This window comes from Catellatospora paridis, assembly GCF_009720365.1.
GTDB classification, from domain to species: Bacteria; Actinomycetota; Actinomycetes; order Mycobacteriales; family Micromonosporaceae; genus Catellatospora; species Catellatospora paridis.
This window is the reverse complement of sequence record NZ_ML769313.1, coordinates 825,913-844,021: the sequence shown is the minus strand read 5'-3', so window position 1 is coordinate 844,021 and position 18,109 is coordinate 825,913. Positions and strand designations below refer to the sequence as shown.

Below are 18,109 nucleotides of genomic sequence, written 5' to 3'. Positions count from 1 at the left end.
TTTCGGATGTATCGAACTGTTGCCAGAAGGTGAGCTTTGTCAGAAGGTGAGGACGAACCGCCCGCGTACCCCGCCCTCCTCGAGCCGGCGGTGGGCTTCTGATGCCCGGTCAGCGGGCATCACCTCGGCGATCCGGGGCGTGAGCACACCGGATCCGGCCAGGCGGCGGATCTCGTCGAGCTTGTCGGTGCGGCCGTCGTATTCGGGTACGAACGGCGACAGCACCCTGATCCCGCGGGTGCTGTCGGCGGTGTAGCCGCCGGGCTCCTCGGTCTGCCGGAACCGGATGAAGGTGCCACCGTCGCGGACCGCGTCGAGCAGCCGGGGCCCGACCAGCGCCGTGTCGGCGACGGCGTCCACGCCGTCGGGATACCGTGCGCGGATGTTGTCGACGACCTCGGGACCCCTGGGCACGACCTCGGTCGCGCCGAGCTCGCGGACGAGCTGTTCGTCGGCTGGGGCGGCGTCGGCGATCACGGTGAGTCCGGCGTGGGCGGCCAGCTGGACGAGGTATCCGCCGAGCGCTCCGGCGGCCCCGATTACGGCCAGGGTCGACCCGGGCGGCAGGCCCAGCTGGTCGAAGGCCAGCAGCGCGGTCAGGCCGTTCATCGGCAGCGTCGCGGCGGCCTCGTGGCCGAACCCGTCCGGCGCGCGGACCACCGACGTGGCAGGCAGGACCGCGTACTGCACGTAGCCGCCGCCCCGGTAGGCGACGGTGCCGTCGTCGGCGGGAAGGAACGGCAGCAGCATCGCCATCACCGGATCACCGACGCGCAGCCCCGTGTCGGTGTCGGGGCCTATCTCGTCGACCACGCCCGCGACGTCCATTCCCGGAACGTACGGCGCGGGCACCCCTTCCAGCGCCCATTCCTGCGTGCCGTTGCGTATCAGCACGTCCGCCGGGTTCACGGCGGCAGCGTGCACCCGGACCCGGACCTGCCCGGGACCGGCGTGCGGTTCCGGCACGTCGACGACCCGCAGCACCTCCGGACCGCCGAACTCGTGCAGACCGACAGCTTTCATGATCTTCCCCCGTGATCTAGCTCAAGACTCTCGTGTGGTTCGGGTCACGTACCTGGTACCTGACCCGTACCGTCCTTCGAGTGTCCGCAGTCTGGGCAAGTCCGACAAGAAGGCACTTCAAAGTGCCCTGGTATCGCCAGCGGTACCGACTGGCCGCAGGTCGGCACCTGGTATCCGTCATATACTGGCGTTCATGGCGCACCCGACCACCTCCATGAGCGAGCAGGAACTGGTGCTCTGCGGTCAGGGCCGCGAGCTGGTGCGCGACGTGCTGGAGCGCATCGGCGACAAGTGGTCTGTCGTGGTCATCTGCCAGCTGGGGCACTCCACGAAGCGCTTCAACGAGCTCCGCCGGCTCAGCGAGCCCATCACCCAGCGCATGCTCAGCGCCACCCTGCGAAGCATGGAGCGGGACGGGCTGGTCACCCGGACCCTGCACGACGCCAAACCCCTGCGCGTCGACTACGCGCTCACCCCGCGCGGCATCAGCCTGCTCGCCGTCGCACGACGCCTCGCCCGCTGGGCGGTCGACAACGCAGCCGGCATCCAGCAAGCGCGGGAGGTCTTCGACGCTCCGTAGCCGGCGCGGCATGGGCGTCGCAGCGCCGTTTGGCCGACCAGGACGGTGCACGCGAACCGCCCACTGATGTCATCAGCCTCCCAACGGTTCGCCCGATTTCGCCGGCGTCTGGCTGCTCGACCCACCGGCCACCTGTACATCGTCGCGCGGGACGGCGCTGACCGTCAGGTTTAGGTCAACACCGTGGCGAGCTGCTCAAACGGCCGATCGTCCGGTCCGTGACGTGTTGGCTGGGTGGGGCAGGCCGGGTTTCCTCGAGTCGCCCATCCCTCGGCCCGTCGCGCATTAGCGTTACTGGACGGCAAGTGAGCCGCGGCAGGTCGTGAAGTGGCCGACCACCACCAGGAACTCTCGATGATGTGGTCGCCCGATGGCGACTTGCGGATGGGGGCGCGAGATGACCGATCGCATCGCGGACATCTGGGGGGAGCGCACGCCGCATACCCCGCAGCAGCCGTGGCCCGTACGGGTCGACACCATGCTGGACGAGGGCGTCGGCGAGGCGGCCGTGAGTTGGGTGCCGTCGGTTTGTGTTCTGTGCAGCAATGGCTGCGGGTGTGAGATCGCGGTCGCGGGCGGCCGGATGGTCGGTATCCGCGGCCGGGCCGTGGACCGGGTCAACCACGGCCGGCTCGGGCCCAAGGGCCTCTACGGCTGGCAGGCCGCGAACTCCCCCGATCGGCTCACCCGGCCCCTCATCCGCCGCGACGGGGTGCTGACCGAAAGCACCTGGGACGAGGCCATGTCCCTCATCACCGACACGTCCCAACACCTGCTGGCCGAGAGCGGCCCGCTGTCCCACGGCTTCTACAGCACCGGGCAGATGTTCATAGAGGAGTACTACACCCTCGGCGTGATCGGCAAGGCCGGGCTGGGCACCCCGCACATGGACGGCAACACCCGCCTGTGCACCGCCACCGCCGCCGCGGCGTTCAAGGAGAACTTCGGCAGCGACGGCCAACCAGGCAGCTACACCGACCTTGACGTCACCGACGCGATCTTCCTGTACGGCCACAACATGGCCGAGACGCAGACCGTGCTCTGGGCCCGCATCCTGGACCGGTTGGCCGCACCCAATCCGCCGGTGCTGGTCTGCGTCGACCCGCGCCGCAGCAACGTCGCCGACGCCGCCGAAGTCCACCTGCCGATCCGCCCGGGCACGAACATGGCGCTGCTCAACGGGCTAATCCAGCAGCTGATCGAACTGGACGCCGTCGACCACGACTGGGTGGCGGCGCACACGATCGGATACGACGACCTGGCTCGCACCGCCGCCGCCTATCCATTGGACAAGGTCGCCGACATCTGTGGCGTGCCCGCCCGCGACATCCGCCGCGCCGCGGAGATTTTCACCACCGCCCCGAGTGTCATGTCGACCGTGTTGCAGGGCGTCTACCAGTCGAATCAGGCGACCGCGTCGGCCTGCCAGGTCAACAACCTGCACCTGCTGCGCGGCCTTATCGGCCGGCCCGGTAGTGGGCTGCTGCAGATGAACGGCCAGCCCACCGCGCAGAACAACCGCGAGACCGGCGCGGGCGGCGACCTGCCAGGCTTCCGGAACTGGGACAACCCCGAGCACATCGAGCAGCTGGCGCGGCTGTGGAACGTCGATCCGCTGAAGATCCCGCACTGGGCCGAGTCCACCCACGCCATGCAGATCTTCCGCTACGCCGAGCAGGGTTCGATCAGGCTGCTGTGGATCGTGGGCACCAACCCCGCGGTCAGCATGCCCGACCTGGCCCGCATCCGGCGCATCCTGGCCGACGAGCGACTGTTCGTGATCGTGCAGGACTGCTTCCCGACCGAGACCACGGAGCTGGCCGACGTTGTGCTGCCCGCGGCGATGTGGGGCGAGAGGACCGGCACCTGCACCAACGTCGACCGCACGGTCCACCTGAGCGACAAGGCCGTCGACCCGCCCGGGCAGGCCCGCTCCGACCTCGACATCTTCTGCGACTACGCCCAGCGCATGGACCTGCGTGACCGCGACGGCAACCCGCTGATCGGCTGGCACGACCCGGAGGGCGCGTTCGCGGCCTGGCGGGAGTGCACCCGCGGCCGGCCCTGCGACTACACCGGCATCAGCTACGAACAGCTGCGCGCCGGCGGAGTGCAGTGGCCGTGCAACGACGCCCACCCCGACGGCACCGAACGCCTTTACACCGACGGCGTGTTCCCGACCGCGGCCGATGAGTGCGAAACGTACGGCCATGACCTGCTCACCGGCGCGGGGGTCAGCCCGCAGCAGTACGCGCTGTTCGACCCGGCCGGCCGGGCGATGCTGAAGACGGCCCACTACCAGCCCGTCGATCCCAGCAGTGGTGACTACCCGCTGGTGCTGACCACCGGTCGCACCGTCTACCACTTCCACACCCGCACCAAGACCGGCCGCGCCCGCCAGCTCAATGATGCCGCGCCCGGGCCGTGGGTCGAGGTCAACGTCGACGACGCGACCCGACTCGGGTTGGCCGAAGGCGACCTGGCTCTGGTAGAGACGGAGAACGGCGCCGTACGGCTACCCGTGCGCGTCGCTCGCGGACGACCCGGCACGGTGTTCATCCCGTTCCACTACGGCACCTGGGACGATCCCGACGAGCTACCCCGCGCGGCCAACGAACTCGTCGACACCGTCTGGGACCCGGTGTCCAAGCAGCCGCAGTTCAAACTCGCCGCCGCCCGCATCACCCGCCTCGGCCCGGGTGCCCACCCGACGCCCGCACCGGCGAACACCGCCTCCGCCCCGGCCGAACCGGAGCCCTCCCTGGCCGCCGCCGCACGTGGGCCGCGCGAAGGTGGTGCGTGATGCATCTAGCGACCTACGTCGGGCTCCTGCACGGCGGCGAGGGCACCCTCGCCGATGCCTATGACATGATCCGCGCCGGGCATGCCGAGGAGAAGGAAGTCGCCCGTACCTGCCGCCTGCTAGCCGCCCAGTGCCGCGAACATGTCTCCATGCTCGCCCCGATCGTCGAACGCTACGGCGAGCACCGCGAGACCGAACCTGAGCGCCTACACGCCGACACCCTGCCCAGCACTCGCAGCGGTGGTGTCGGACTGCTGCGCGACCTGCAGGACCTGCTGCTGCTGGCGACCCTGGTCGACTGCACGTGGACGGCGGTGTACCAGGCCGCGCAGGCATTGCGCGATCACGACCTGATCGCCGCGGTCAGCGCCTGTCAGCCCGAGACGAAGGTGCAGTTGGCGTGGTTGACCACCCAGCTGAAGGCGGCCGCACCGCAGGCCCTGCTGGTGGCGAAGTGACCCATGCCGGCCGCGGCGACCGTCCGCAGCCCACGAGTAGAAACAAGATGGGCGTCGAGACGGGCAAGGCGTTCTCCGGCAGCGTCGTGGCAATGGCGGTCGCCGGCACCGCCGCACTCGTGACGCAGCAACCGTGGCTGTTCCCCAGCCTCGGCCCGACGGTGATGCTGCACGTCGAGCAGCCGCGCGCGCCGCAGTCCTCACCGCGCAGCACCCTGTATGGCCACGGCATCGCGCTCCTCGTCGGCTATGCGGCGCTGGTCGTCTGCGGGCTGGCAGATGAGCCGTCGGCGCTGCAGGCTGGCGTCAGCGCCCCCCGGATCGCCGCCGCCGCAGGGTCGCTCGGTCTGACCGCAGCGTTACTGGTGCCGCTGCGGGCGACACACCCGCCCGCAGGCGCCACCACGCTCATCGTGAGTCTCGGTCTGCTGCACACTCCGTCCGAGCTGCTCGTGGCGTTCGCCGCCGTGGTGCTGGTGACCGTGGTGGACGGCCTGTTCTGCCGCGTCACCGGGCCCACCATGCCGCTGTGGCGCATCAAAGACCGATGACCGAATGCCGTCGCCGGGACTATCTGACCCGCTGACGAGTGCTACAGCATCGGCAATCCGCGACATTCTTCGCGGCCCTGAGCATAAGCTTTGGGCTGGGACGGGACCGCTATGCCCACGGCCGCTGGCCAGGCCGAACGCCAATTCCACCACAGTACGGAGCCGATGCGCTCCGCACCCTGGCTGAGCGATCACGCACAGGATCCTCAGCAGGCAGACACCCAACCCGCTCGACGAGGCTGCACTGCCCGACGGGCGACGAAGCGTTCAGGTGCGCTTCACGGCTGAAGGCATGCATGTGGTGCCTGAATCGTCTGGAGCGTGCGAAGGTTCGCGCTGGCGAAAATTGACACTCGCAGCGCTGGGAAAGACGCCGGGACGTTACACCCAACAGGCATCTTGCCACGGCAAGGCCTAGGACCGGAGTGCAATCGTGAGCACGGGAATGGTTACCACCAAAGACGGCACCGACATCTTCTACAAGGACTGGGGCACAGGCCAACCGATCGTGTTCAGTCACGGCTGGCCGCTGACGGCCGACGCCTGGGACGACCAGATGTGGTACGTCGTGTCCAACGGCTTCCGCGGAATGTCCCACGACCGGCGCGGCCACGGCCGCTCCAGCCAGCCGTGGGAGGGCAACGACCTCAACACCTACGCCGACGACCTCGCCGCCGTCATCGAAAAGCTCGACCTGCGCGACATCGTCCTGGTCGGACACTCCACCGGCGGCGGCGAAATCGTCCGCTACATGGGCCGGCACGGCACCGACCGCGTCTCCAAGGCCGTACTGGTCGGCGCCATCCCGCCGCTGATGCTCAAGACCGACGCCAACCCCGAAGGCCTGCCCCGCAGCGTCTTCGACGGCCTGCGCGAAGGAGTCGAACGCGACCGGTCGCAATTCTGGAAGGACCTGTCCGCACCGTTCTTCGGAGCCAACCGCGAGGGCAACAAGGTCAGCCAGGGCCTGCGTGACGAGTTCTGGCTGCAGGGCATGACGCTGGGCTTCAAGGCCGCCTACGACTGCATCAAGGCGTTCTCCGAGACCGACCTCACCGAGGACTGCAAGAAGATCGACGTTCCGGTGCTGATCATCCAGGGCGACGACGACCAGATCGTGCCGATCGTCGCCTCCGGCATGAAATCGTCCAAGCTCATCCCGAACAACACCTTCAAGATCTACAAGGGTGCACCGCACGGCCTGTTCGCCACCAACCAGGACGAGTTCAACGCCGACCTGCTCGCCTTCATCAAGGGCTGACCAGGCGCATACCAGCGAACGTCGCCGTAGTCCGGGGCGATCAACCGACCCGGGACTGCGGCGACATCTCCGGTCAGACAGCGACGCGCAAGCCAGGTGCCAGTCGTGATCCGTCGACGCGGCCGGTCAACCGGCAGCGACAGGCCCGCGGCGTGTACACCGCTGCCGAACGCGTGCGACGCGAGGTCTGGGTGAAAGGTGAAGACGATGTCACCACACAGCATTGCCACAGCAGCCTCTCCCACGCACCACACCGGATTGCACGGCCATCCGCTCGACGGCGCCCTGATACGCGCCTGCTGTGCCGAAGCGGTGGGAACCTTTGTGCTAGTCCTGGCGATCATCGGTGTCGCGATCACCGCAAGCCTGACCATGCCTGTAGCCGGAGCGGCCTACAGCTCCGAAACCGTCGCGCTGGCCGGCGGCTTCGCACTTCTCATCATCGTCGCCAGCCTCGGCGCGCTATCCGGAGCACACGTCAACCCAGCAGTGACCATCGCACTGGCCATCGACCACAGATTTCCTTGGGCCAGAGTCCCGGCCTACCTCATCGCCCAGTTCGCAGGATCGATCGTGGCCGCGCTTGCCGCATGGGTGCTGTACGGGCCAAGCGCCCGCACGGACGCCGGCCTCGGCGCGACAGCACCAGCGCCTGGCGTCAACGTGGGCCGGGTGTTCCTGATCGAGGCGGTGGCCACCTTCATCCTCATGATGGTCGTCATGGCGGTCGTGATCGACACACCGGCCGGCCCCGCCGTGACCGCACTGTCAATCGGCCTGGCGCTGAGCGTGGCCATCCTGATCAGCGGCCCGGTCTCCGGCGCGGGAGTGAACCCCGCCCGGGCACTCGGCCCGATGCTCGTCGCCGGACGCTTGACCGACTGGTGGGCGTACCTGCTCGCCCCGATCGTGGGAGCGGCAGCCGCAGCCCTGACGCGCAGCCGGCTGGATTCCGCCCGACATCAACCTGATGTTTCTGCAGACTCGGGCGCCAACAAGGCGGAACGAGCTCGGTAACTTGCGCCCAGGCGGCTACAAGGATCTCGACGTCTGCGTTGCCACCCCGTGGAAGGCGACCGTTGCACGGCCACCGAAAGTACAACTGACCAGCGAGCTTGACGCGTCTCCGCCATACAGCTGAGCCGCCCGGCACAGAAAGAAGACCATGACACCTCGACGCACTGACACGACGCACAACCTCCGGGCACGACGGGTATACGAAGACCCGTGGCCCGACGACGGCCGCCGGGTGCTCGTGGATCGGCTCTGGCCGCGCGGGCTGAGCAAGGAGAGAGCCCACATCGATGACTGGCCGAAGGAACTCACACCTTCAGACGACCTGCGCAACTGGTACCACGAGGCACCGGAAAGCCACCACGCCGAATTCGTCGTCAAATTCGACGCCGAATTGGACAATCCGGCCGCACGCGGTGCCCTGCAGAAGCTGCGGGAGGCACTACGCGACGGTCCCGTGACGTTGCTGACAGCGGTAAAGGATATCCCGGAGAGTCACGTCGAGGTGCTCTTGGAAAGGCTGCGTAAGCGGGACTGAGCGGGGCTCTGTTGCGTTCGCGGATCGCCGGGCATGGTTAACCCGGGTCGGCGCCGGGTCAGACTGCCTTGGCGAGTTCGGCAAACGCCGCGGCGACCCGCCGGGCCTGCGGGGTGTCGATGGCGATCTCGTAGTGTCCGCGACGCAGGTTCTGCATGAACGCATGTCCAGCGATGATCACCTGAGCGGTCCTATCGGTCTGGAGTCCGCGCATCGGTCTCAACCGGTGCTTGAGGTGGCTGTGATCGGCCTCGACCCGGTTGTTCGCATGGCGTTCGACGTGATGCCACGCCTGCGGAACCAGTTCATCCAGCACAGCCGGGTACACCGCCGCGGCATCGATCACGACCTCGATCGGTGTCACCTTCAACGTCGAAAGAGCCCGCCGGAAGAACCTGCGGGCCGCGTCGGCGTCGCGGCGGGCGGACACGAGCACGTCGATGACCTGCCCGCGCTGGTCGACGGCCCGGTAGACGTAGCGCCGGACCCCGTCTCCGGGCATGCCTTCATGCGGAACCTGCGCCGCAGGCACTACGAAATCGCGATCGACATCCCGACTGCCCGGCGGATCGCCACGGCGTTCGCCGAACTCGCCACCGCGATCTGGCCCCCGACCCGCCCCGACACCGATTCAACACGGCCGCCGATCCAGTAACTCAACGGCACCCACAACAGTCCTACCGTCACCGGCACGGCTCCGCGCCAGTGCTGGCCGTCACCAGTGCTGGCCGTCGCCAGCGCCGCACTGACGCTGCTCGCGCCACCCGGCCGTCCCGGACACGCCAGTGCGGCTGCGAACGCCGACTTGACTATTGATCAAGGAGGTCGAACTCAGAAGGCCGCAATCAGATCAAATCGGTCGTCAAGCTCGACGATACATCCCTTTTGGGAGCAAAATTGTTACCAAAACAGCGATGGTCGTCGCTACCAGTGCTAACGACGACCATCCACAAAGCCATGTAGGCCTGCCTATACAGGCAGGTCACAGCGTCGGGCTGGCCGGATTCGAACCGACGACCCCTTGACCCCCAGTTGTCGTGAGGGTCAGCGGTGTACTAGGCAACATTTGCCGAGGTCGCCAGAAGTATAAAGTGGCCCAGTCAAGGGGTCTGTGATTGCACCATTTCTGCGCCGTGTTTGCCCAGCTTAAACGACTGCCGGGCTTGAACTCAACTCTGGAAACGCCCTAAAAGGATTCATCCGACCAGGCTACCGTCGTGGTTGCCGGCCCGCTTCCGCTGCCGCGGGATCGTCGGCGCCGACGGGCCGATCGCTCCGGTGAGCGGCAGCAGTCCGTGACCGAGCCGCGGCATCTTCAGCGTCGGCGGTTCGGCGACTCATCTACTTCAGAGGGGCCCCGACGCCCGGTTCATCCGACCGGGTGCGGCGACGCTTGCGCAGCCGCGATGGCTGATGAAGGATCGTCGGTGCCGACGGCCCGGTCGCGCCGTCCAGCGCGAGCCGACCGGTTGCCAGCGCCGCGGCATCGTCGGCGGCCCGCCGCCGGCGCACCGCGTTGACCCGGGCGTAGTACCCGCATGAACGTCGCCGGATCATGCCCCCAGACGCTCGGCGACCTCGTGCACGCCGTAGCCGAAGTCCTGCAGGCTCGACCCGAGCATGTGCCGGACCTGGTGCGGACCGACCGCCCGTACCCCTGCCGCAACCGCCAACTGGTTGAACCGGCCGGTGATGTTATCCGGCCGCAAGGGCATGTTCGTCCGCCCCGTGAACATCTACGCGCTGCCACCGGCTGGCCGCATCCAGCCGAGAATCTCGGCCCTGACCTTGTCGATCATGATCGTTCGAACGCTGTTCGGCGACTTCGGCCGCTTCTCCCGAACCACGCTGTCGTCTCCCTCGACCACCCGCTGACGCACCACACGCACCGTCCCGGTCGCCGAATCGAAGTCCTCCCACTTCATGCCCGCCAGCTCGCCGCGGCGCAGCCCGGTCACCAGCAGCAGCCGCCACATCGTATACAGGCGGTCATTGTGTACGTGCGTAAGGAAGGTGGCAGCGAAGCGGCAACCCCGCACCACCCCGGTGGGCAAGGCGGGGACCGTCGGCCGGCGACGGCCGACTGCAACCCGGGCGCTCACGAGAGTCCACTCAGTTGCAACGGCGTTGGTACGCTTCGCGGATGCATGACCTGGCTACGCTGCGCGAGGCACTTCCCGGCCAGTGGCGGGTCCTGGCGACGACCTTCCCGATGTGGCTGTCGGGGCGCCGGCTGCAACCGACGTTCCGGTACGGGCTGCTCCCAGGCGAACCGTTCGCACTCAGCGACGAGGTCTCCTACCGCACCCGCAGGGGCGCGACGAAGCGGATCGTCGGCGTCGACCGGTTCGACCCGTCCACCGGGGCGTTCACCTGGCGCGGGCGGGGTCTGCTGCGCGTGCTCAGCAGCCAGTGGCAGGTGGAGCACCTGAGCGACGACCGGAGCCTGGTCGTGCTCTCGTTCGCACGGTCCTTGGTCACCCCGGCGGGCCTGGACGTCATCGGACGGGGCAGCGGGGAGCACCCGAACGCCCGAGAACGCATCCCCGCAGAGGTCCTCGTTCCGGACCTGCACTGGCTTTCCTAGCAACCGTGCCGGAGGATTCCGTACGTGACCGTAGGCCCACTGCCGCCGATCGCCGCGGGTGTTCCGGTGCTGGGCAACGCGTTGCGGATGATGGGAGACGTCCAGCAGTTCTTCGTGGACACCTACCGGGATCTGGGCCCGGTGTTCCGGGTGCGGGCCCTGAACCAGTCCTTCGTCATCATGGCTGGGGCGGCAGCCAACCGCTTCCTGCTCGAACACGGCGAGAAGGTGTTCACCAGCAAGGAGAGCTTCGGCGGGCTCGACCAGGAGTTCGGCATGCGGGTCCACGTACTGCGTGGCCGCCCGCACCGGCATCTGCGCGGGCTGCTCGCCACCGGCCTCTCCCGCGACCTGCTCGCCGCCCGCTGGGAGCCCGTCGCCGCCGAGACCGAGCGGATCCTTGACGGCTGGGCGAACCGGCCCGCGCTGCCCGTGGTCGACGCGTGCCAGCGGCTCGCGGCGGCTCAGCTGTCCATCGCGTACACCGGGGCGAGTTCCGCCTCCCAGTTCGAGACCCTGCGATCGGCATTCGAACTCGTCCTCGACGTCACCCTCGCCGGGAAATGGCCGGCCGCGACACTGCGGTGGCCGGCCTACCGCAGGGCGCGGGCCGCGATCCACCAGTTCGCCCATACTGCGCTCGCCGAGCGGGCGGCCAGGCCGCGACACGGCATCCCCGACCTGCTCGACCAGGCACTCGACGCGACCGACGAGCACGGTGCACCGTACCCGCTCGACGTGCGGGCGGGGATGGCGTTGCAGGGCTACTTCGCAGGCGTCAACACGGTCGCCTACCTCTACGGCTTCATGATCGACGTACTGCTGCGGAACCCAGCCGTGCTCGCTCGGGTCACCGACGAGGTCGATGCCGCACAGCGCGGCGGCCCGCTCGCCTTCGACCGGCTCCGCGAGCTACCTGCCCTGCACGGCCTGGTGATGGAGACGCTGCGGGTCCACCCGCCGGCGCCCGGCTCCGCCCGGACCGCGGCGCAGGCGTTCGACTTCGGCGGCTGCCGCATCGACCAGGGGCAGCGGGTTCTCGTCGCCACGTGCGTCACCCACCACCTGCCCGAGCACTTCCCCGACCCGCAGCGGTTCGACCTCGACCGGGACTTCACAGCTGGGCGGAAGGCAGCGGTCTATGCGCCCTTCTCGGTGGGCGGCCACACCTGCCTCGGGGCAGGGATGACCCAGGTGCTGTCGGTGGCGACGGTCGCGATGCTGGTACGCAGGCTGCGCTTGTCTCCGACACGACCGGGACGGCCACTGCGGATAACGGCCACGCCCGGCCCGAACCCCGGCAGGCGGTTCAGAGTGTCCGCCTCGCGGCGCGAGCATTGACGCCTCGACAGGTCCAGGTGACCGACCTGCGGCCGGCTGCCACTGCCGACTCCGGCAGCCTGCCACGGCGCATGGAAAGTGACGGGCGAAGGTGCGCCTTCACCCGTCGCTTGAGGCCTTGCGCGCTCTGGACACCTCCTCGGTCCCAGGTCACGACACGGGGCTGCTCCCAGAGCCGGCGGTCGCGCCCCCGGTGCCGGCCTACCGGCCCCGGCCTGTCCGCCGTATCTCGGTCTCTGGATGGCCGTCGCCGAACCGGTGGCAAAACCGGCGATCCCAGCCGACGGGCGCCACTCCCGCCTAGCCTGGAGCCTGTCGGCACGACTGACGGGGGTGCCGTTCATGGCACTGCATACAGGCAGAAGACCAGGTGACCGGTCCGGACGCCACGCGGGAAACACCGTGGTCTCGGCGGCGAACCCGGCGCTCGGCCGGCAGGTCGCGCTGCCGGTGCACGAGCTGCCGGACGATCCGGCGCCGCCGGATGGCGCGTACCAACTGATTCATGACGAGCTGATGCTGGACGGCAACGCACGCCTGAACCTCGCCACCTTCGTCACCACCTGGATGGAACCGCGGGCGACGCTGCTCATGGCCGAGCGCGCCACCAAGAACATGATCGACAATGACTTGGGCGGCAATGTGCAGGTGTGCTGGGACATTTGCAACCACCGGGAGGTCGAGCCCCGGATGGCACCGGTGGAGGGCGGCCGCTTCCACCTCTCGGCCGAGGAGGCGGTCGCCCGCAGCGACCTGCCGGAACTCGCCGCGCAATTCGGGCCGCAGCACGCGCCCGAGACGGCGTCCGCGTTCCATCACTGATCCGACCACCGGCAGGAGGACACCATGTGCCGATGGCTTGCCTACTCGGGCTCGCCCCTGCTCCTGGATGACCTGCTCTACAAGCCGAAGCATTCCTTGATCGACCAGAGCCTGCACGCCACCCTCGGTGTCGAGACGACCAACGGCGACGGCTTCGGCGTCGGCTGGTACACGGGAGGCGACCCAGGCGTCTTCCACGGCATCGGTCCTGCCTGGAACAACCGCAACCTGCGCAACCTCGCCGCGCACATTCGGGCGCCGATCGTGCTCGCCCACATCAGGGCCTCGACCGGTACGCCGGTTCAGGAGAGCAACTGCCACCCGTTCCAGTACCAGAACTGGCTCTGGATGCACAACGGCTCCATCGCCGCCTTTCCCACCGTCAAACGCGATCTCGTCCTGAGGGTCGACCCGCAGCTGTACCCCTTCATCGAGGGCTCCACCGACTCGGAGCTGATGTTCTACCTCGCGCTCACCCTCGGACTGCGCGACGATCCGCCGAGTGCCGTGGCGCGCATGGTCGGATTCGTCGAGAAGACCGGCCGCGAGCACGGGATCGAACACCCGATCCAGATGACGGTCGCCACTTCGGACGGGGTCAAGGTGTGGGCGTTTCGCTACTCGTCGATCGGCGACTCCCGCTCGCTGTTCTACAGCACCAACGTCGCCACGCTGCGCGAGCTCCACCCGGACGTCGCCGTGCTGCAGCACGTCTCGGACGAGAGCCGGCTCGTCGTCTCCGAACCGCTCGGCGACCTACCCGGCGCGTGGAACGCGGTGCCGGAGTCGACCTACGGCGTGATCCAGGAGGGCACCGACGTCATTACCTCGTTCCAGCCGCAGTGGCCGTGACCCGGCCACAGCTGTGGGGGTGGCCAGCCGGCGATGGGCGGCCGTAGTCCGGCGCGCCGCGACTCGCGACCGGCAATCCGCCCTTGGGCTCAGGTGGCCCTTCCCGCGACGGTGCCGCAACCAGCCGAGCACAACACACACCGAGTCAAGATGTCTGGCTGCGGTGTACAAGCGGTGTGCTCCGCCCCACCGGGCGTTCACACACGCAAGAGGAGACACCCGCAGGCTGTCACCTGCGGAAATCCTTCGCGTGCTCGCGCTGGTCGGATTCGTACCGACGGCTCTGACCGGGCATGGCGCCAACACGGGTTTACCGCCAGAGCGCCACGGCACGGGAGCAGGTGAGATGCGGCCACACGGTGTCTCGAGCGTGTCTTGACAGTCCACATTGGCCCTACGCTCGACAACGGCATACATCGATTACTTGCGTAGAACGCAATCACATGATCATCTCAACGTCCCAGACAACAGCGCGGGTCAGGCGTTCATCACCCCGGTCAAAGTAGCGCACAGAAAGATCCAGTTCAGGCATGGGCGGGCGGTACGCCAGTCGCAGGCACTCCGGGACCGAGCAGGTCGCCCGACACGAGCCCAAACCGTACGCGCGTACGTGTAAAAAAACCGTGTCCAGAAGAACGTCAAAGGCGGCTCCCGCAAGTACCGGAACCGCCCGTGACCTGCTATTTCGTTCTGTCGGGCTGGCCGGATTCGAACCGACGACCCCTTGACCCCCAGGACGGGTGACCAAGCCTCTACGCACGTCACACGCGATACAGGCCGTGATTTGACGAGGCTGCCGGGCCCGTCCGGGACTGAGATGCATGACGTGTGGTCCCCGCCTGGTCCCCATGCGCCCAGCAACTCGGGCAGGACTGCTCGACCCGCGACACAATAGCGCCGAAGCCGGCAGGCGAGCAGGTCGGTGTCGGTGGCGAGTGTGTGGAGCCGATCCGCAACCGTCATCGCGTCGGCCTGGTCCTGACCGCTGTGACCTGCCGGTGGACGTCGCCGTAGCGCGGGTCATGGTGAAAGTGGCAGCGGGCTATGGCGCCATCGACGGTCGCGACTAGACACGCACTGGCATCATGTGATCATGCATGGTGGAGTGCGTGTTGTGCCCGTTGCTCCGGCTGGGCGAACGTGGCGGCGGTGGGGCGTGTTGCGACTCGCTCTTGTCCTGTTGTGGCTGCTTGCGGCAGCCATCAGTTGGTGGACGGCACCCCGGAAGCAGAGCTACGAGCAGGCGAAGGCGGACGTGGCCGCTGGCCACGTGACGGCATACCAGTGGGGCGACAGCTGGGCCACCGGCAGTCCGCGGCCGTGGTTCGGTGTCTCCGGCCTGCGGGCGTCCGGCACGCTAGGTCCGCTGTTCGCGTGGCGAACTCCCGATGGTCGGGTGTACTGGACCGACACCGATTATTTCGACCAGGTCACCACCACGGGCGCTGTCGACCCGGCGAACTACTCCGGGCCCGGTGCCGAAGGTATTGCGCAGGATCTGCGGGCTGGAGGCCTGGAGCACCGAGCTGGCGAGGTCCATCCCCTGGGGGTCGCCGTCACCGTGATCGGCCTGGCCCTCGCAGCCGTCTTCCTCGGCGTGGTTGTTGCCGGTCCAGCTCCGGTCCTCGGCACTCGATGGTTCTGGTTCTGGCTGGTCTACACCGCACCGTACGGCCTCGGGATGCTTTTCTGGTTGTCCCGGGACCGCCCGTGGTCGCGTCCAGTGGTACCGGAGGCCATGCCCGGCGATCGGGAGCGGCGGGACCGTGGGATCCTCGGCCTCTGTCTCGGCATCCTCGCGACGATCCTGATCAGCCTTCTGCTGCTGATGCTCCACGGAGCCCTCGGTGATCGGTGGGTGCCGATGCCCGATGCCTAGAACCAGATGCACTGGCGCGTTCGACGCCCCAGCCCCGACCGTATGTCCTGCAAGGTAGTTGCGACGTCGCCAGCCACCGCGAACGGTATGCGGCGATCCGGTCATTAGGTCGAGGCCTGCGCATCGTGCCGTGCTGCCTACCGGGCACACTGAAAACCATGGGAAACACGGCGTGGGCGAGGCCGCTGAGGTCGTGGAACTACGTTGACCATGGTGCGGCCGAATGATGAACAACTGGTGGAACGACTCCACCGACCACCTTGCGGTCTGCTTGCGCAGTGCCCCGGTCGAGCTCGCGGCGGTACTGCCGGCTACGGGAAGGTTCGTCGTTGCCCGGCTCGATGGAACGAGGATGACGGATGCGGACCACGCCTTCTACGAGTTCTCCGACGCGCTCCTCTTTCCCGGTTACTTCGGCTGGAACTGGGACACGTTCTCGACCACGATCAGGTAACCGTCCGCGGGCAACCAGTTCAGGTCACGGAGACAGTCGGACACGTACCTGCAGCCAGCCCACGCTGTTGAGACGCGCGACTACGCTCATCGCCACCAGCCCCCACCATCAGGAGCCGACGATGCGCCGAGCCCGACACAGGCTGTCCGCCGCAGTCGCCGCAGCCGTGATCCTCAGTTCGGCCTCGTGCAGCCGCGAATCGGACACATTGGAGCCTGAGTACCGCTTCGGAGGGACGGTCCTGACCCGGCACCAGGCGGCCAGTGATGGGCAGCCTGCCGCCTTCGGCCCATACGCCAAGCGCGGCGACCTGGACATCCAGGCGGCATGCCTCGGCGGCGGCAAGATCGACGTTAAGGTCTACGCCGACCAGTTCACACCAAACATCTTCACCGACCGGCACGCCGGCGCGATCGCATACCTCACCAAGGACTGCGACGGCACAGTCGGCTTCCTCGGCCTCGATGCGAACGTTGAAGGCAGCCAGCATTGCATCGTCGCCAACTTCGTCGGCGACGTCACGACCTACCGGGTCACCGTCAACGGCGTCGCCGGTCCCGAGCTGACCAGCCCGCAGGCGGCTCCCGCAAACGCAACCGGCGCGACGCCGCACGTGTTTCCGTGCCGAACGGGTGCCTGAACCCGAGCACAGCATCACGCGCATCACAGCTCGCTGCCGCTCGAGGTTCGGCTGGGCTAACGAACCCTGAACCTACGGATTACTGGCAGCAAGGTCGGCAGCGACTGCGGATGAGGCCCCCAGCATGATTGCGGTCGAACATCAACCGCGGCTACGCACCCGCTGCGCCACCACCCGCCAAACCCGCGGGCACCTCGACCCCCGATAAGCTTCACAGAGCCGCGTTACGGCTGTGGACATGCTACGAGAGTTCGGGGACTCAACACGCTGACTCCTCCTGGAAAACGGCGAGTTTCGCGACCTCGGCGTTGCCTCCACCCCCGGACACCAAAACCTCCTCGGGCCGCAGGGCGAGGAGGTCGTCGACGGTAAACTTGATCGACCGGCTCGGGTTGCGGCAGATGGAGGAGGTGCCCGTGAGCGCTCCGACGGCAGCAGCCGGACGCAAGGTCAACCGGATCGACACCAAGACCCGGTTCGGTCCCAACGATCAGGTCGACGATCGCGCGGTATTGATCGCCCCCAACCGGCCCGCACTCACAGACCCGTTCCTGCTGCTCAGCGAGGACTGGTTCTCGTCGCCGGGCTTTGAGTGGCACCCCCACCGCGGCCTGGAGACCGTCACGACCGTGCTCGACGGCGTTCTCGAACACGGCGACAACGCGGGCAATGTGGGGGCGCTTGCCGCCGGTGACGTGCAGTGGATGACGGCGGGGCGAGGGATCATCCACCGCGAACTCGCCTACCGCAACGAGCACGCCCACACGCTGCAACTATGGGTGAACCTGCCGCGCTCGAAGCGGATGACCGGCACCCGCTACCAGGACCTCCTGGCTGGCAGTCGGCCCCAGATCGAGCAGCCCGGCAGCCGCTTCGACATCATTTCCGGCACCGTGGGCGGTGTATCCGGACCCGCCCTGAACAACTGGCCGATCACCGGCATGATCGTCACCGTCGAGCCCGGCCGGCAGGCCGACGTCGTGCTACCGGGCGAGGACAGGGCGTTCGCGTACGTGCTGAGCGGGGTTACCAAGATTGCCGGGCGGACCGTACGTGCCGGGCAGATCGCCTGGTCAGACCCGGTCAAGGGAACCGCGACGGCCACACTCCCGCTGCAGGCCGCAGACGGCGACACCCCGACCGTGGTGATGATCTACAGCGGGCGTCCGATCGGTGAGTCCATCGTCATGGGCGGACCATTCGTGATGAACACCAACCAGGAGATTCAGGACGCCTTCCGCGACTTCCACAACGGCAAGTTCGGCCAGATCCCGCGGCAGGCCCGCCTCAAGTACAGATGAACGAA

At 67.8% G+C, this 18,109-nt stretch carries 18 protein-coding genes and 1 pseudogene; 15 read left to right on the top strand and 4 right to left on the bottom strand.

All coding sequences use genetic code 11. The annotated features are described in order from the left end of the window. Positions 1-39: 39 nt before the first annotated feature. Positions 40-1,023 carry an NADP-dependent oxidoreductase gene (locus tag F9C41_RS08705; protein ID WP_155386107.1) on the bottom strand — a complete coding sequence of 328 codons (984 nt, stop codon included), beginning with the start codon at positions 1,021-1,023 and terminating at the stop codon, positions 40-42. 193 nt (positions 1,024-1,216) lie between these two features. Here F9C41_RS08705 and F9C41_RS08700 point away from each other — a divergent pair, with 193 nt between their 5' ends. From F9C41_RS08700 to F9C41_RS08670, 7 genes are all read left to right on the top strand, one after another. Continuing rightward, positions 1,217-1,603 carry a winged helix-turn-helix transcriptional regulator gene (locus F9C41_RS08700; RefSeq protein ID WP_230689433.1) on the top strand — a complete coding sequence of 129 codons (387 nt, stop codon included), beginning with the start codon at positions 1,217-1,219 and terminating at the stop codon, positions 1,601-1,603. Between the two features lie 397 nt (positions 1,604-2,000). Next, positions 2,001-4,406, top strand: coding sequence for a molybdopterin oxidoreductase family protein (locus F9C41_RS08695; protein ID WP_155386106.1), 2,406 nt, complete (start codon positions 2,001-2,003; stop codon positions 4,404-4,406). Beyond that, positions 4,406-4,864, top strand: coding sequence for a hypothetical protein (locus F9C41_RS08690; RefSeq protein ID WP_155386105.1), 459 nt, complete (start codon positions 4,406-4,408; stop codon positions 4,862-4,864). Before F9C41_RS08695 ends, F9C41_RS08690 begins: the two co-directional genes overlap by 1 nt. Positions 4,865-4,911: 47 nt before the next feature. Further along, a complete protein-coding gene (locus F9C41_RS08685; protein ID WP_155386104.1) occupies positions 4,912-5,415 on the top strand; it encodes an HPP family protein in 504 nt (167 codons plus the stop codon). A 445-nt stretch (positions 5,416-5,860) separates the two neighbouring features. Next, the gene (locus F9C41_RS08680) at positions 5,861-6,676 is read left to right on the top strand and encodes an alpha/beta fold hydrolase (protein WP_155386103.1); all 816 of its coding nucleotides are present in this window, start codon (positions 5,861-5,863) and stop codon (positions 6,674-6,676) included. 207 nt (positions 6,677-6,883) lie between these two features. Continuing rightward, a complete protein-coding gene (locus F9C41_RS08675; protein ID WP_155386102.1) occupies positions 6,884-7,693 on the top strand; it encodes an MIP/aquaporin family protein in 810 nt (269 codons plus the stop codon). Positions 7,694-7,841: 148 nt separating this feature from the next. Next, positions 7,842-8,228, top strand: coding sequence for a DUF488 domain-containing protein (locus F9C41_RS08670; RefSeq protein ID WP_155386101.1), 387 nt, complete (start codon positions 7,842-7,844; stop codon positions 8,226-8,228). Positions 8,229-8,286: 58 nt separating this feature from the next. Here F9C41_RS08670 and F9C41_RS08665 read toward each other — a convergent pair. From F9C41_RS08665 to F9C41_RS08655, 3 genes and pseudogenes are all read right to left on the bottom strand, one after another. Further along, positions 8,287-8,706 (bottom strand): annotated as a pseudogene (locus F9C41_RS08665) (DDE-type integrase/transposase/recombinase); the annotation flags it as partial. A gap of 1,075 nt (positions 8,707-9,781) precedes the next feature. Next, positions 9,782-9,943: a site-specific integrase gene (locus tag F9C41_RS08660; RefSeq protein ID WP_196279681.1), complete on the bottom strand. Its 162-nt coding sequence runs from the start codon at positions 9,941-9,943 to the stop codon at positions 9,782-9,784. 21 nt (positions 9,944-9,964) lie between these two features. After that, positions 9,965-10,204 carry a site-specific integrase gene (locus tag F9C41_RS08655; protein ID WP_196279680.1) on the bottom strand — a complete coding sequence of 80 codons (240 nt, stop codon included), beginning with the start codon at positions 10,202-10,204 and terminating at the stop codon, positions 9,965-9,967. Positions 10,205-10,371: 167 nt separating this feature from the next. On the opposite strand from F9C41_RS08655, the gene F9C41_RS08650 reads away from it, so the two are divergent. From F9C41_RS08650 to F9C41_RS08615, 8 genes are all read left to right on the top strand, one after another. After that, positions 10,372-10,815: a hypothetical protein gene (locus F9C41_RS08650; protein WP_155386097.1), complete on the top strand. Its 444-nt coding sequence runs from the start codon at positions 10,372-10,374 to the stop codon at positions 10,813-10,815. Positions 10,816-10,839: 24 nt separating this feature from the next. Next, the gene (locus F9C41_RS08645; protein ID WP_155386096.1) at positions 10,840-12,156 is read left to right on the top strand and encodes a cytochrome P450; all 1,317 of its coding nucleotides are present in this window, start codon (positions 10,840-10,842) and stop codon (positions 12,154-12,156) included. A 240-nt stretch (positions 12,157-12,396) separates the two neighbouring features. Continuing rightward, positions 12,397-12,978, top strand: coding sequence for a hypothetical protein (locus F9C41_RS42145; RefSeq protein ID WP_196279679.1), 582 nt, complete (start codon positions 12,397-12,399; stop codon positions 12,976-12,978). 24 nt (positions 12,979-13,002) lie between these two features. Beyond that, positions 13,003-13,830: a class II glutamine amidotransferase gene (locus F9C41_RS08635; RefSeq protein WP_155386095.1), complete on the top strand. Its 828-nt coding sequence runs from the start codon at positions 13,003-13,005 to the stop codon at positions 13,828-13,830. A 1,105-nt stretch (positions 13,831-14,935) separates the two neighbouring features. After that, the gene (locus F9C41_RS08630) at positions 14,936-15,709 is read left to right on the top strand and encodes a hypothetical protein (protein WP_407924678.1); all 774 of its coding nucleotides are present in this window, start codon (positions 14,936-14,938) and stop codon (positions 15,707-15,709) included. A 223-nt stretch (positions 15,710-15,932) separates the two neighbouring features. Then, on the top strand, positions 15,933-16,163 hold the full coding sequence (locus F9C41_RS41750) for a barstar family protein (protein WP_330164740.1): 231 nt from the start codon (positions 15,933-15,935) through the stop codon (positions 16,161-16,163). A 121-nt stretch (positions 16,164-16,284) separates the two neighbouring features. Beyond that, positions 16,285-16,803 carry a hypothetical protein gene (locus F9C41_RS08620; RefSeq protein ID WP_155386093.1) on the top strand — a complete coding sequence of 173 codons (519 nt, stop codon included), beginning with the start codon at positions 16,285-16,287 and terminating at the stop codon, positions 16,801-16,803. A 416-nt stretch (positions 16,804-17,219) separates the two neighbouring features. After that, positions 17,220-18,104, top strand: a complete 885-nt coding sequence (locus F9C41_RS08615) for a pirin family protein (protein ID WP_230689430.1) — start codon at positions 17,220-17,222, stop codon at positions 18,102-18,104. Positions 18,105-18,109: the final 5 nt, after the last annotated feature.

Excerpts from the sequence above, each read along its gene's own strand:
- F9C41_RS08655 (WP_196279680.1), bottom strand. The coding sequence starts at position 10,204 with ATGTGGCGGCTGCTGCTGGTGACCGGGCTGCGCCGCGGCGAGCTGGCG.
- F9C41_RS08620 (WP_155386093.1), top strand. The coding sequence starts at position 16,285 with ATGCGCCGAGCCCGACACAGGCTGTCCGCCGCAGTCGCCGCAGCCGTG.
- F9C41_RS41750 (WP_330164740.1), top strand. The coding sequence starts at position 15,933 with ATGATGAACAACTGGTGGAACGACTCCACCGACCACCTTGCGGTCTGC.
- F9C41_RS08695 (WP_155386106.1), top strand. The coding sequence starts at position 2,001 with ATGACCGATCGCATCGCGGACATCTGGGGGGAGCGCACGCCGCATACC.
- F9C41_RS08680 (WP_155386103.1), top strand. The coding sequence starts at position 5,861 with ATGGTTACCACCAAAGACGGCACCGACATCTTCTACAAGGACTGGGGC.
- F9C41_RS08650 (WP_155386097.1), top strand. The coding sequence starts at position 10,372 with ATGCATGACCTGGCTACGCTGCGCGAGGCACTTCCCGGCCAGTGGCGG.
- F9C41_RS08685 (WP_155386104.1), top strand. The coding sequence starts at position 4,912 with ATGGGCGTCGAGACGGGCAAGGCGTTCTCCGGCAGCGTCGTGGCAATG.
- F9C41_RS08690 (WP_155386105.1), top strand. The coding sequence starts at position 4,406 with ATGCATCTAGCGACCTACGTCGGGCTCCTGCACGGCGGCGAGGGCACC.
- F9C41_RS08670 (WP_155386101.1), top strand. The coding sequence starts at position 7,842 with ATGACACCTCGACGCACTGACACGACGCACAACCTCCGGGCACGACGG.
- F9C41_RS42145 (WP_196279679.1), top strand. The coding sequence starts at position 12,397 with ATGGCCGTCGCCGAACCGGTGGCAAAACCGGCGATCCCAGCCGACGGG.
- F9C41_RS08635 (WP_155386095.1), top strand. The coding sequence starts at position 13,003 with ATGTGCCGATGGCTTGCCTACTCGGGCTCGCCCCTGCTCCTGGATGAC.
- F9C41_RS08705 (WP_155386107.1), bottom strand. The coding sequence starts at position 1,023 with ATGAAAGCTGTCGGTCTGCACGAGTTCGGCGGTCCGGAGGTGCTGCGG.
- F9C41_RS08660 (WP_196279681.1), bottom strand. The coding sequence starts at position 9,943 with ATGCCCTTGCGGCCGGATAACATCACCGGCCGGTTCAACCAGTTGGCG.
- F9C41_RS08700 (WP_230689433.1), top strand. The coding sequence starts at position 1,217 with ATGGCGCACCCGACCACCTCCATGAGCGAGCAGGAACTGGTGCTCTGC.
- F9C41_RS08675 (WP_155386102.1), top strand. The coding sequence starts at position 6,884 with ATGTCACCACACAGCATTGCCACAGCAGCCTCTCCCACGCACCACACC.